The sequence below is a fragment of the Herbaspirillum lusitanum P6-12 genome (assembly GCF_000256565.1).
GTDB lineage: Bacteria > Pseudomonadota > Gammaproteobacteria > Burkholderiales > Burkholderiaceae_D > Herbaspirillum > Herbaspirillum lusitanum.
The window spans coordinates 1-12,970 of record NZ_AJHH01000167.1 but is presented as its reverse complement, the minus strand read 5'-3'; the positions used below and the strand labels follow the sequence as shown (position 1 = coordinate 12,970).

Sequence of the window (12,970 nt, the reverse complement as noted above, 5' to 3'; positions counted from 1 at the left end):
TCCTTTTTTTCGTCTGCGACAGCAAGATCAGCGCAAGCCATCCACGATCTTGTCCAGCTTGACGGCATCAGCGCAGAACTGGCGGATGCCTTCGGCGAGCTTTTCGGATGCCATGGCGTCGTCGTTGAGCGCCAGGCGGAAGCTCTTCTCGTCCAGCGAAATTTGCTTGAGGTCGGCCGATTGCGCGGCTTCCTTGCTCAGCTTGCGTTCCACCGGCGCATCGCTTTCGGCCAGCTTTTGCAGCAGGTCCGGGCTGATGGTCAGCAGGTCGCAGCCGGCCAGTTCGACGATCTGCGAAGTGTTGCGGAAGCTCGCGCCCATGACTTCGGTGGCGTAGCCGAACTTGCGGTAATAGGTGTAGATGCTGCGCACCGATTGCACGCCCGGATCGTCGGCGCCGGTATATTCCTGGCCGGACGATTTCTTGAACCAGTCATAGATGCGGCCGACGAACGGCGAGATCAGCTGGACCCTGGCTTCGGCGCAGGCGATCGCTTGCGGCAGCGAGAACAGCAGCGTCAGGTTGCAGCGGATGCCTTCCTTTTCCAGCACTTCGGCCGCGCGGATGCCTTCCCAGGTCGAGGCGATCTTGATCAGGATGCGCTCGCGCCCGATGCCGGCCGCTTCATACAGCTTGATCAGCGCGCGGCCCTTGGCGATGGTGCCTTCGGTGTCGAACGACAGGCGCGCATCGGTTTCGGTCGAGACGCGGCCGGGGATCAACTTCAGAATCTCCAGGCCGAAGGCCACCAGCAACTGGTCGATGATGCCGTCGGTGCCCAGCTTGCCATGCTCGCGCACGACCTTTTCCAGCAGCGGCTTGTACTCGTCCTTTTGCACGGCCTTGAGAATCAGCGACGGGTTTGTCGTCGCGTCTTGCGGCGCGAATGCCTTCATCGCCTGGAAGTCGCCGGTGTCGGCCACGATGGTGGTGTATTGCTTGAGTTGGTCTAGCTGAGTCATGGCAATCAATCTCGATGTGATGAACTAAATGACATTCTAACGTGGGACGTCGGCTTCACCGTTTTTTTGGCAACGGCGCACCGATGGCATTGAGCGATTCCAGATACGCGCCCAGCGGATGATAGAAGTCGGTCTTGCCGTGCGGCGGCTTTTCGGGGCCGTAGCGCGTATTGTCGCGCCGCAGGATGCGATACCAGCCGCCGCGTTCCTGATCGATCAGGTGCTGCATGCTGTATTGCCAGAGCTGGTCGTAGACTTCCCAGTAGATGTCTTCGCCGGTACGTTGCGCCAGCAGGGCGGCGGTCGCCAGCGACTCGGCCTGCACCCAGAAATACTTGTCGCCGTCGCAGACGCTGTTGTCGGGCGCGATGCCGTAGAACAGGCCGCCGTGCTCTTCATCCCACGCCACCGGAATCGTGGCGTCGAACAGGGCGCGGGCGCGCGGCGCCAGCCAGCTGGCATCGTCCTGCAAGTGCTCGGCGTGGCGTTCGAGGATCAGCAGCAGCTTGGACCATTCCGTCATGTGGCCAGGCTGGTAGCCCCAGGGGCGGAACATGTTGGTATTGTCGTGCTTGTTGTATTCCCAGTCGATCTTCCAGTCGGCGCTGTAGTGTTCCCAGATCCAGCCGTTGGCCAGTGCCGCCTGGCGTACCGTGATGTTGCGCGCGAGGCGTTCGGCGCGATGCAGGAAGCGCGGTTCGCCGGTCGCCTCGAAGGCGGCCAGCAAGGCTTCGCAACTGTGCATGTTGGCGTTCTGGCCGCGATAGTCCGAGACCACGCCTTCGGGCGTTGCTTCGTCGGCGTAGAGGCCATACTGCTCCGACCAGAACAGTTTCTCCATGTGGTTGAACGTTGCATCGATGTGGGCACGGGCCTCCCCGACGCCGATTTCAAACGCATGGGCATACGCCAGCAGCACGAAGGCCAGGCCGTAGCAATGCTGGGTGCGGTCGACCGGCACGCCGTCCTTGAGCACCCAGGCATAGCCGCCGTAGCTCGGTTGCCAATGCTGTTCCTGCAGGAATTTGAGGCCGTGGCGCACGGCGTCGCGATGTTCTTCCTTGCCGTTGAACCGGTAGGCCAGCGCGTGGCAAAACACCATGCGCGTGCTGTTGACCAGATGACGGCTGGTGTCGTACACGCTGCCGTCGTCGTTGAGGTAATGGAAGAAACCGCCGGCCGGGTCGAACGCGTGTTGCGTGAAGAAACCGATGTCGCGTTGCAGGCGCTCGTGCAGGAAGGCGGGCGTGCGGAAAGGGGTGGTTTGTGTCGTAGTCGAATTCATGGAAAAGCTCGGCGTAAAGATCAGCTTAAGATTAAGAGTTAGCTAAAAAAATCAACTAAAAAAATCAGCGGAAGAACGAATCGAATTGCATGTCGAATTTTTGCAGCGACTTCTGGGCATTCTGCATCTTCTTGCGGAACTCCGGCCCGCGCCGCAGCGCCAGGCCAACCGCCAGGATGTCGATCACCACCAGATGCGCGAGGCGCGCCGAAATCGGCGTGTAGGGGTCGATGTTGAAACTGAGGTCGATCGGCACCAGGACAGTCGCCAGTTCAGCCAGCGGCGTGCCGCTCGGTCCCAGCACGATGATGTCGGCGCCGCCCTTGCGCGCCAGTTGCACGCTGCGCAGCAACGCGGCGTTGCCGCCGCGCTGCGAGATCGCCACCACGGCGTCGCCGGGTTTGAGCAGCGAGGCTGCGATGCTGTGGATGTGCGGATCGGAGTAAGCCACGGTCGGCACGCCCGAGCGGAAGAATTTGTGTTGCGCGTCGTTGGCCACGATGCCCGAAGTCCCCTGGCCGTAGAACTCGATCTTGTTGGCCCGCGCCAGCACGTCCAGGGCCAGCTGGATGGCGTCCGGATTGAGATGATTGCGCAGGTCCAGCAGCGTGTTGATCGAGCGGCTGCAGATCTTGTTGACCAGGTCCACCGCAAGGTCGTCCTGCGCCAGCGATTCGTCCGCGCCGGGCAGCGCCAGCGCCAGACTCTGCGCCAGCTTCAGCTTGAAGTCATGCCAGCCTTCGTAACCAATGGCGCGGCAGAAGCGGATCACGGTCGGCTCCGACACCTCGGCATTCTTCGCCAGCGCGGTCAGGTTTTCCTGCAGCGCCAGTTGCGGATTGGCGAGGATCGCGGCCGCTACCTTCTTCTCCGATTTGGAGAGCGAATTGATATGCGTGCGGATGGAGTCGAGTAGCATGGACTTTGTCGGGCCTCTGATATGGCATGCCGCCGGTGACGTCATCGTCTCGGCGGGATGATTGGAACTTAAACTTCGGGCAGCGCTTCTTCACGCCACTGCAGGCCGTCGCGCCCGATCAGCGCGCTGGCTGCGGCCGGGCCCCAGGTGCCGGCGCTGTAGGGAATCGGATCGCTTTCTTCCTGGTCCCAGTGTTCCAGGATCGGCTCGACCCATTCCCATGCTGCTTCCAGTTCGTCGCTGCGCATGAACAGCGTGAGCTGGCCGCGCAGCACGTCGAGCAGCAGGCGCTCGTAGGCTTCCATGCGCGGTGTCTTGAATTTTTCGCGGAAATCCAGTTCCAGTTCCACCGGCTTCAGGCGCATGCCGTCGCCCGGCGTCTTCGCCATCAGGTTCATGTGCAGGCCTTCGTCCGGCTGCAGGCGGATCACCAGGCAGTTCGGCGTGCTGCGGCTGTTCTGCGCGAAGATCGAATGCGGCACGCTCTTGAAGCGCACCACGATTTCGGCCAGGCTGTCGGCCATGCGTTTGCCGGTGCGCAGGTAGAACGGCACGCCGGCCCAGCGCCAGGTGTCGATCTCGGCCTTGACGGCGACGAAGGTCTCGGTGCGCGAATCGGGATTGGCGTCTTCTTCCTTGCGATAACCCGGCACTGCCACGCCATTGACGTGGCCGGCGCGATATTGGCCGCGCACCACGTTCATGGCCAGCGTGCTCGGCGTAAAGCGTTTGAGAGAGCGCAAGACCTTCAGTTTTTCATCGCGTACGGAGTCGGCCGAATTCGATACCGGCGGCTCCATCGCGACGATGCAGAGCAGCTGCAGCAGATGGTTTTGCAGCATGTCGCGCAGTGCGCCCGACGTGTCGTAGTAATCGAAGCGGCCGCCCACGCCGAGTTCTTCGGCGATGGTGATCTGCACGTCGGAAATCCATTCGCGACGCCACAGCGGTTCGAACAGCACATTGCCGAAGCGCAGCGCCAGCAGGTTCTGCACGGCTTCCTTGCCGAGGTAGTGATCGATGCGGAAGATCTGCGATTCGCTGAAATAGCGGCCGACCTGCTTGTTGATTTCCTTGGCGCTTTCGAGGTCGTGGCCGAGCGGTTTTTCCAGCACTACGCGTGCATTCGGCGTCGCCAGTCCGGCTTGCGACAGATTGTCGCAGATCATCGAGAACAGAGTCGGCGGGGTGGCCAGGTAGAACACGCGCGAAATGGCGGGATCGTCGCGCATGGCGGCCACCAGGTTCTGGTAGGTGGCCGGTTCCTTGGCGTTCAGCGAGACGTATTGGATGCGGCCGCAGAAACGCTGCCAGACGTCGGCTTCCAGGGTGGCGCTGCTGACGTGCGGCTTGGAATTCTTCTCGACGATTTGCAGGAAGTCTTCATTGCTCTTGTTGTCGCGACCGATACAGATGATGCGTGCGCTCGGCACCAGGTCGCGGGCACGGTCACGCGCGTACAACGCAGGCAACAGCTTGCGCATGGCGAGGTCGCCGGTGCCGCCGAATAGAACCAGGTCAAAATCGGAAATAGCCATAGCAGTCTTCTTGTCGGTTTGTTGTTCGGTAAACGTAAATTGGCATATCAATTCTTTGTATCGGACAAGGCCTTCTTCGCCAGCGCAATCAGCGCATTGGTGGAGCAGTCGTGTCGCGCCGGCACCGCTTCGCCCGACAGTTCCGACTGGATGGTCTTGGCCAGCACCTTGCCCAGTTCCACGCCCCATTGGTCGAAGCTGTTGATGCCCCAGATCGTGCCTTGCACGAAGGTCTTGTGCTCGTACAGCGCGATCAGGGCGCCCAGCGTGGCCGGCGTCAAGGCGTCGAGCAGCAGCGTATTGCTCGGGCGGTTGCCGTTGAAGGTCTTGTGCGGCAGCAGGAAATTGATTTCATCATCATCGACGCCCAGCTTCTTCAGGTCCTCGCGGACCTCTTCGGCCTGCTTGCCGCGCATGAAGGCTTCCGACTGCGCAAAGCAATTGGCCAGCAGCACGGCATGATGGCCCGGCAAGTCGTGCGTTGCGTGCAGCACGGCGATGAAATCGATCGGCGTGATGTCGGTACCCTGATGCAGCAGCTGGAAGAATGCGTGTTGACCGTTGGTGCCGACGTCGCCCCAGATGAACGGACAAGTCGCCACGCCGACGGCGCTGCCGTCGCGCGTGATGCGCTTGCCGTTGCTTTCCATTTCCAGCTGTTGCAGGTAAGCGGGGAAGTGGCGCAGGTCGTGATGGTAAGGGGCGATCGACAGCGATTCGCTGTTGAAGCAGTTGCGGTTCCAGATGCCGATCAGCGCCTGGATGATGGGCATGTTCTGCTTCAGCGGCGCTTCGCAGAAATGCTTGTCCATCGCATGGGCGCCGGCCAGCAGCTCGCTGAAATTCTTGAAGCCGATCGCCAGCGCAATCGACAGGCCGATCGACGACCACATCGAATAGCGTCCGCCGACCCAGTCCCAGAACGGGAACATGTTGTCGGTATCGATGCCGAAGGCGCGTACGGCTTCCGTGTTTGTCGAGACAGCGACGAAGTGCTTTGCCAGATCGTCCACGCCCGCGCGTTGCAGGAACCAGTCGCGCGCCGAGCCGGCGTTCATCATGGTTTCCTGCGTGGTGAAGGTCTTGGAGGCAACGATGAACAATGTTGTCTCGACGTCAACGCGCTGTAGCGCATCGTGCAGATCATGGCCGTCGACGTTGGAGACGAAGTGCATCGTCAGGCGCGGATGGGCGAAGGTGCGCAGCGCCGTGCAGGCCATTTGCGGACCCAGATGCGAGCCGCCGATGCCGATGTTGACGATGTCGGTGATCGGTTTGCCGCTCAGGCCCAGCCACTGGCCTTCGCGCACGCGTTCGGTGAAGCCGTGAATGCGATCCAGAACCGCATGAACGTCGGCGCCGATGTGCTGTCCATCAACTTGCAGGGCCTGACCGCGCGGTGCGCGCAGGGCAGTGTGCAGGACTGCGCGGTGTTCTGTGAAATTGATCTTCTCGCCGTTGAACATGGCGGCGCGTTGCCGCTCCACGCCACGTTCGCGCGCCAGCTCGAACAGCAACTTGAGCGTAGTATTGTCGACACGGTTTTTGGAGTAATCGAACAGGATGCCGGCAGCCTTGACGGTCATGTGGTCGAAACGTTGGGGGTCGGCGGCGAACAGGTCGCGCATGTGCCGGTCGCGGACCTCGGCATGGTGAGACAAAAGTGCTTGGAAGGCTGCGGTCGCGGTAAGTGCTGTATGCGGCATGTTCTGCAATCTTGGCTGAAAGTAACGGGTATGGAAGAATCTTTACTATACAGGATTTACTACTTTTATGGTAATTTCACTACAATATTAATTGCCGTGGAATGCCGATAGTATCTCGTACAGCGCCTGTTTACAGTCGTTAGTGCTTGAAAATGCAAAATGGTTTCAATTAAATGTAGCCAGATAAAACAAGCGAAAGAAGGAGTTTTATTTAAAATTTTGTAGTAAAATTACATTTGTTAACGCTATCAGGAACCCAACATGTCTCTCAACGCTACCTTAGCCAGCGTCACGCGACGCATCGCCGAACGTAGTCGGCCCTATCGCACCGCCTATCTCGCCCGCCTTGAGGCCGCGCGTCATGAAGGTGTGCAACGCGGAGCGCTGTCGTGTACCAACCTGGCGCACGGCTTCGCCGCTTTTCCCGCCAACGACAAGCTCAAACTGAAGCAGGATCGTGCGCCTTCCATCGCCATCGTTTCGTCGTACAACGACATGTTGTCGGCACATCAACCTTTTGAGCGCTACCCGCAAATCATCCGCGACGCGGTGCGTGAAGACGGCGGCGTGGCGCAGTTCGCCGGCGGCGTGCCCGCCATGTGCGACGGCATCACGCAAGGCCAGACCGGCATGGAGCTGTCGCTGTTCTCGCGCGACGCCATCGCCATGGGCACCGCAGTCGCGCTGTCGCACAACATGTTCGACGCCGCGCTGTACCTGGGCGTGTGCGACAAGATCGTACCCGGCCTGCTGATCGGCGCATTGCACTTCGGCCACATTCCGGCGGTATTTGTTCCCGCCGGTCCGATGACCAGCGGCATGACCAATAGTGAAAAGGTCAAGATCCGCCAGTTGTATACAGAAGGCAAGATCGGCCGCGCCGAATTGCTCGAAGCCGAATCGAAGTCGTATCACGATGCCGGCACCTGCACCTTCTACGGCACCGCCAACAGCAACCAGATGCTGATGGAAGCGATGGGCCTGCATTTGCCCGGTTCCGCCTTCATCACCCCGAACACGCCGATGCGCGACGCGCTGACCGCCGCCGCCGCCAAACAGGCGCTGAAGATTACCGCGCAAGGCCAGCAGTACACACCGGTCGGCCGCCTGGTCGACGAGAAGTCCATCGTCAACGCCATCGTCGCGCTGCTGGCGACGGGTGGCTCTACCAATCACACGCTGCATCTGGTCGCCATCGCCAAGGCCGCCGGCCTGGTGATCGACTGGGATGATTTCTCCAAGCTGTCCTCGGTCGTGCCGCTGGTCACGCGCATCTATCCGAATGGCACTGCCGACGTCAATCATTTCCACGCCGCCGGCGGCACCGGTTTCGTGTTGCGCGAGCTGATCGACGCCGGTCTGATGCATGACGACGTCATGACCATCCTGGGCCAGGGCCTGCGCGCCCACGCCACCGAACCATTGTTCGACGATGCCGGCAAGGTTACCTGGAAGGCGACGCCGAAAGACAGCGGCGACGATACCGTGTTGCGTCCCGCGACCAACCCGTTCTCGGCAGATGGCGGTCTGAAGCTGTTGCAAGGCAATCTGGGCCGCTCGGTCATCAAGGTCTCGGCAGTCAAGCACGAGCACCGCGCCGTACAGGCGCCGGCCATCGTGTTCCATTCACAGGAAGCCTTCATGAAGGCCTTCAAGGCCGGTGAGTTGGACAAGGATTTCGTCGCCGTCCTGACGTTCCAGGGGCCGCGCGCCAACGGCATGCCGGAACTGCATGCGCTGACGCCGGCGCTGGGCATCCTGCAGGACAAGGGCCGCCACGGCTGGTCACCGACGGGCGCATGTCGGGCGCATCGGGCAAAGTGCCGGCGGCGATCCACGTGACGCCGGAAGTCCTGGCCGGCGGACCGTTGGGTTTTGTGCGGACTGGCGATATGATTCGTCTGGACGCCGAAGCCGGCATCCTGGAAGCGCTGGTGTCGGAAACCGAATGGGCTGCACGCACATCGGATACCGCCAACCTGGCAGGCAACCAGACCGGCATGGGCCGTGAATTGTTCGGCGTGTTCCGCGCCAATGTGAGCGCGGCAGAAGAGGGCGGCACCAGCTTTGGTCTGCCTCCAATCCTCGAAAATGAGAAAGCGACAGTATGAATATCCTGGAAATCATGCGTACTTCGGCGGTCATCCCCGTGATCGCCATCGACAAACTGGAACACGCCGTGCCGCTGGCCAAGGCGCTGGTGGCGGGCGGCATCCGCGTGCTCGAAGTGACCCTGCGCACCGAACACGGTCTGCCTGCGATCCGCGCCATCGCCGAACAGGTGCCTGACGCCATCGTCGGCGTCGGCACCCTGACCAGCCCGGAAGAATTCACCGCCTCGCGCGATGCCGGCGCCGTATTCGGCGTCTCGCCCGGCCTGACGGCAGCGCTGATCGCCGCCGCCAAGTCCAGCGGCCTGCCTTTGCTGCCGGGCGTGATGACGCCGTCGGAAGTGATGGCGGCGCGCGAAGCCGGTTTCCGCCAGTTGAAATTGTTCCCGGCGATGCAGGCAGGCGGCATCGGCATGCTCAACGCGATTGCCGGTCCGCTGGGCGACGTCACGTTCTGCCCGACAGGCGGCGTCTCGCAAGAGACCGCGCCGCAATTTTTAGCCTGCAAGAACGTCGCCTGCGTCGGCGGTTCCTGGCTGACGCCGAAGAACGCCATCGAAATCGGCGACTGGCACAAGATCACCGCATTGGCCAAGGCGGCCAGCGCACTGCGTCTGTAATCCTCATGTAATCCCGGTGGCGCTTTCGCGGTAGCGCAGCGTCATAATGCACAACGCCCTTGCTGATTCGAGCAAGGGCGTTGTCGTTTGCAGCGGCAGATTTTTATGCGGGCTTCAACTCCAGTTTCCGGCTCACACCGGCGACACCGCCGCGCTCTTTTTCTTATACGCCGCCACCAGCAACACGATGCCGAGAATAATCATCGGCACCGACAGCATCTGTCCCGCTGAAATCGTGATGCCGCCGAAGCTGACGTTGTAGTCCGGGGTGCGGAAATATTCGGTGAAGAAGCGTGCGCAGCCATACAGCAGCGAGAACATGCCGGCCACCGCCATGCGCGGGCGCGGCTTGCGCGAGAAGAACCACAGGATGACGAACAGCAGGATGCCGTCGACCAGCATCTGGTAGATCGGCGAAGGATGGCGCGGCAGGTTGTCGACGTTGGGCCAGATCATGGCCCACGGCAGCGAGGCATCAGCCACGCGGCCCGGCAGTTCGGCGTTGATGAAGTTGCCGAGGCGGCCGGCTGCATAGCCCAGCGGCACCATCGGCGCGATGAAATCCATGATGTCCATCAGATGGCGACCGCGCTTGCGACCCCAGATGTACATTGCGATCATTACGCCGAGGAAGCCGCCGTGGAAGGACATGCCGCCTTTCCATACCGCGATGATGTCGGCCGGATTGGCGAAATAGTAGCTCGGGTTATAGAACAGGACTTCGCCGAGACGCCCGCCGATGACCACGCCCAGGACGCCGTAGAACAGCATGTCGTCGAGGTCTTCCTTCTTCCAGCCGACCGCGGCGATGTGCGGTTGTCTGATGCGCAGGCGGCCCAGCGCGATGAACTGGGCGAACGCCAGCAGATACATCAGGCCGTACCAGTGCACCTGCAGCGGGCCGATGGAAAAGGCGATCGGGTCGGGCATCGGGTGGATCAGCATGGAAATTCTTTCAAACGATAGTAGGTGATGAAGGTGGCAAACCGGCTCAGGCCGGCGGTGACGCCACCATGTCAAGAAACGCGCGCAGCACCGGCGACGCACTGTCGCGTCGCCAGGCCAGCCCGGTTTCAATCAGGGGCGTCTTGCCGCTCAGCGGGCGGTAATCGACGCCGGGACGCTGCAGGTTAGACACGGATTGTGGCACAAGTGCCATGCCCATGCCAGCCGACACCAGGCCGACGATGGTCTGCATCTGGATCGCTTCCTGGCCGATGTGCGGCGTCACGCCGGCATCACGGAAGCAGCTCAGGATGGTGTCGTGAAAGGCGGGCGAAATGCGGCGCGGGAAAATGATCAGGGGCAGCTCGCGCAGGCTTTTGAGCGCTACGGCGTTCTTGCCGCGCACCACGCCGCTCGGGACCGCGGCCACCAGCGGTTCCGACAGCAGCGGCAGGTAATCGAGCGCGGCCTTGGATTTGTCCGGCAGCGGCGGCAACAGCAGGCCGGCGTCGATCTTGCCCTGCATCAGGTCTTCCAGCTGGATGTCGGTGGTGGCTTCGCGCAGGTCGATCTGCACCTGCGGATAGCGTGCGCGGAAGCGCTGCAGCAGCGGCGGCAAGATGCTGTAGTCGGCAGTCGAGATGAATGACAATGAGAGCAGTCCGGAAGCACCGCTGGCGGCACGTCGCGCCAGGTCGGGCAGTGCGCTCGCCTGTTGCAGGAGGCGCTGCGCTTCGGGCAGCAGGGCCAGCCCGGCCGGCGTCAACGCGACGCTGCGCTTGGTGCGGGCAAACAGCGGCGTGCCCAGCATTTCTTCCAGCGCCTGGATGGTTTGCGACAACGGCGGTTGCGTCATATGCAGCCGGATGGCCGCGCGGCCGAAGTGTTTTTCTTCGGCAACGGCGACGAAATAGCGCAGTTGGCGCAGCTCCAGGCGGGACTCGGTATTCATTCTAGTAATATGCAATCCATATTTATCGGTAATGAATCATATATTTGACAGCAGGCATCGCGCAAGGCACTCTAACCGGCAGCCAGAACCGCGTCCGCGCCATCATCGAACAATCGGACAGGTTCGCGCCAGTTTCGCTTCTGGTGCGAGCCTGCCCACACCTATTTCGGCTCAGTTCACTCAGTTTGAATTCCTCCAGGAGACCAGCAATGTCATTCAACCGCCGTTCAAAGAACATTACCCAAGGCGTTTCGCGTAGCCCCAATCGCTCGATGTATTACGCCCTCGGGTATGAAAAGGAAGACTTCGACAAGCCGATGATCGGCATCGCCAACGGTCATTCCACCATCACACCCTGCAACTCCGGCCTGCAAAAGCTGGCCGACGTGGCGATTTCCGCGATCAAGCAGGCCGGCGCCAATCCGCAGGTGTTCGGCACGCCGACCATTTCCGACGGCATGTCGATGGGCACGGAAGGCATGAAGTACTCGCTGATTTCGCGCGAAGTCATTGCCGACTGCATCGAGACGGCGGTCAACGGCCAGTGGATGGACGGCGTCGTCGTCATCGGCGGCTGCGACAAGAACATGCCGGGCGGCATGATCGCGCTGGCGCGCACTAACGTGCCGGGCATCTACGTCTACGGCGGCACCATCAAGCCAGGCAACTGGAAAGGCAAGGACCTGACCATCGTCTCGGCCTTCGAAGCCGTCGGTGAATTCTCCGCCGGCCGCATGTCGCAGGAAGACTTCGACGGCATCGAGCGTAACGCCTGTCCTTCGTCCGGTTCCTGCGGCGGCATGTACACCGCCAACACCATGTCGTCGGCGTTCGAAGCGCTGGGCATGGGCTTGTTCTACTCCTCGACCATGGCCAACCCCGACGACGAAAAGACCGGCTCCGCCGCCGAGTCGGCGCGCGTGCTGGTCGAAGCCGTCAAGAAGGACATCAAGCCGCGCGACATCATCACGCGCAAGTCGATCGAGAACGCCGTCTCGCTGATCATGGCGACCGGGGGCTCCACCAACGCCGTGCTGCACTTCCTGGCCATCGCCCACGCGGCGGAAGTCGAATGGACCATCGACGACTTCGAGCGCGTGCGCCAGAAAGTCCCGGTCATCTGCGATCTCAAGCCGTCCGGCAAATATGTCGCCACCGACCTGCACAAGGCCGGCGGCATCCCGGCAGTGCTGAAGGTGTTGCACGAAGCCGGCCTGCTGCATGGCGACTGCCTGACCATCACCGGCAAGACGCTGGCCGAAGAACTGGCGAATATCCCTGGGCTGCGCGCCGACCAGGACGTCATTCGTCCGATCGACAAGGCGCTGTACAAGCAAGGCCATCTGGCCATCCTCAAGGGCAACCTGGCGCCGGAAGGCTGCGTGGCCAAGATCACCGGCCTCAAGAATCCGGTCATTACCGGCCCGGCCCGTGTGTTCGACGATGAATACAGCGCCATGGACGCCATCCTGGCCGACAAGATCAAGCCGGGCGACGTGCTCGTGATGCGCTACCTGGGACCGAAGGGCGGCCCCGGCATGCCGGAAATGCTGGCGCCGACTTCCGCGCTGATCGGCAAGGGCCTGGGCGAATCGGTCGGACTGATCACCGACGGCCGTTTCTCCGGCGGCACCTGGGGCATGGTGGTCGGTCACGTGGCGCCGGAAGCGTTCGTCGGCGGCGTCATCGGTCTGGTGGAAGAGGGCGACTCGGTCACCATCGATGCGCGCCAGTTGCTGATCCAGCTTAATGTCGACGACGCTGAAATCGAGCGCCGCCGCAGCCACTGGAAGCAACCGGCGCCGCGTTACACGCGCGGCGTATTGGCCAAGTACGCGACGTTGGCGTCGACTGCCAGCAAGGGCGCCGTTACCGGCTGATGGCGGTTTTCAATGCCATGCGCAAGTAGTAAAAAAGCCGGAGCGATCCGG

The 12,970-nt window shown here is 61.8% G+C and carries 9 protein-coding genes and 1 pseudogene; 3 read left to right on the top strand and 7 right to left on the bottom strand.

Features of this window, described 5'->3' with window-relative positions; translation table 11 throughout:
* Positions 1-27 precede the first annotated feature (27 nt).
* From tal to pgi, 5 genes are all read right to left on the bottom strand, one after another.
* The gene (tal, locus tag HLUSI_RS0105720; RefSeq protein ID WP_016833058.1) at positions 28-963 is read right to left on the bottom strand and encodes a transaldolase; all 936 of its coding nucleotides are present in this window, start codon (positions 961-963) and stop codon (positions 28-30) included.
* A gap of 55 nt (positions 964-1,018) precedes the next feature.
* Complete coding sequence (locus tag HLUSI_RS0105715; RefSeq protein ID WP_016833057.1) at positions 1,019-2,248, bottom strand: AGE family epimerase/isomerase; 1,230 nt, start codon at positions 2,246-2,248, stop codon at positions 1,019-1,021.
* Between the two features lie 64 nt (positions 2,249-2,312).
* Positions 2,313-3,167: an SIS domain-containing protein gene (locus HLUSI_RS0105710; protein ID WP_016833056.1), complete on the bottom strand. Its 855-nt coding sequence runs from the start codon at positions 3,165-3,167 to the stop codon at positions 2,313-2,315.
* Positions 3,168-3,235: 68 nt separating this feature from the next.
* Entirely contained in the window at positions 3,236-4,705 is a 1,470-nt protein-coding gene (gene zwf, locus HLUSI_RS0105705; protein ID WP_029363173.1) for a glucose-6-phosphate dehydrogenase, read from the bottom strand.
* A 47-nt stretch (positions 4,706-4,752) separates the two neighbouring features.
* Positions 4,753-6,411, bottom strand: a complete 1,659-nt coding sequence (pgi, locus tag HLUSI_RS0105700; RefSeq protein WP_029363172.1) for a glucose-6-phosphate isomerase — start codon at positions 6,409-6,411, stop codon at positions 4,753-4,755.
* A 261-nt stretch (positions 6,412-6,672) separates the two neighbouring features.
* On the opposite strand from pgi, the pseudogene edd reads away from it, so the two are divergent.
* Together edd and eda are read left to right on the top strand one after the other, a co-directional pair.
* Positions 6,673-8,522: pseudogene (gene edd / locus HLUSI_RS27190) on the top strand (phosphogluconate dehydratase).
* Complete coding sequence (gene eda, locus HLUSI_RS0105690) at positions 8,519-9,142, top strand: bifunctional 4-hydroxy-2-oxoglutarate aldolase/2-dehydro-3-deoxy-phosphogluconate aldolase (RefSeq protein ID WP_016833053.1); 624 nt, start codon at positions 8,519-8,521, stop codon at positions 9,140-9,142. Before edd ends, eda begins: the two are co-directional and overlap by 4 nt.
* 132 nt (positions 9,143-9,274) lie before the next feature.
* Here eda and lgt read toward each other — a convergent pair whose 3' ends face one another.
* Both lgt and HLUSI_RS0105680 read right to left on the bottom strand, forming a co-directional pair.
* Entirely contained in the window at positions 9,275-10,087 is an 813-nt protein-coding gene (gene lgt, locus HLUSI_RS0105685) for a prolipoprotein diacylglyceryl transferase (RefSeq protein ID WP_016833052.1), read from the bottom strand.
* Between the two features lie 46 nt (positions 10,088-10,133).
* The gene (locus HLUSI_RS0105680) at positions 10,134-11,039 is read right to left on the bottom strand and encodes a LysR family transcriptional regulator (RefSeq protein WP_016833051.1); all 906 of its coding nucleotides are present in this window, start codon (positions 11,037-11,039) and stop codon (positions 10,134-10,136) included.
* A 209-nt stretch (positions 11,040-11,248) separates the two neighbouring features.
* Here HLUSI_RS0105680 and ilvD point away from each other — a divergent pair, with 209 nt between their 5' ends.
* Positions 11,249-12,919 carry a dihydroxy-acid dehydratase gene (gene ilvD / locus HLUSI_RS0105675; RefSeq protein WP_029363171.1) on the top strand — a complete coding sequence of 557 codons (1,671 nt, stop codon included), beginning with the start codon at positions 11,249-11,251 and terminating at the stop codon, positions 12,917-12,919.
* Positions 12,920-12,970: the final 51 nt, after the last annotated feature.

What these genes read in the sequence shown, in the direction of transcription:
- tal (WP_016833058.1), bottom strand. Translation starts at nt 963, where the DNA reads ATGACTCAGCTAGACCAACTCAAGCAATACACCACCATCGTGGCCGAC.
- HLUSI_RS0105715 (WP_016833057.1), bottom strand. Translation starts at nt 2,248, where the DNA reads ATGAATTCGACTACGACACAAACCACCCCTTTCCGCACGCCCGCCTTC.
- HLUSI_RS0105710 (WP_016833056.1), bottom strand. Translation starts at nt 3,167, where the DNA reads ATGCTACTCGACTCCATCCGCACGCATATCAATTCGCTCTCCAAATCG.
- zwf (WP_029363173.1), bottom strand. Translation starts at nt 4,705, where the DNA reads ATGGCTATTTCCGATTTTGACCTGGTTCTATTCGGCGGCACCGGCGAC.
- pgi (WP_029363172.1), bottom strand. Translation starts at nt 6,411, where the DNA reads ATGCCGCATACAGCACTTACCGCGACCGCAGCCTTCCAAGCACTTTTG.
- eda (WP_016833053.1), top strand. Translation starts at nt 8,519, where the DNA reads ATGAATATCCTGGAAATCATGCGTACTTCGGCGGTCATCCCCGTGATC.
- lgt (WP_016833052.1), bottom strand. Translation starts at nt 10,087, where the DNA reads ATGCTGATCCACCCGATGCCCGACCCGATCGCCTTTTCCATCGGCCCG.
- HLUSI_RS0105680 (WP_016833051.1), bottom strand. Translation starts at nt 11,039, where the DNA reads ATGAATACCGAGTCCCGCCTGGAGCTGCGCCAACTGCGCTATTTCGTC.
- ilvD (WP_029363171.1), top strand. Translation starts at nt 11,249, where the DNA reads ATGTCATTCAACCGCCGTTCAAAGAACATTACCCAAGGCGTTTCGCGT.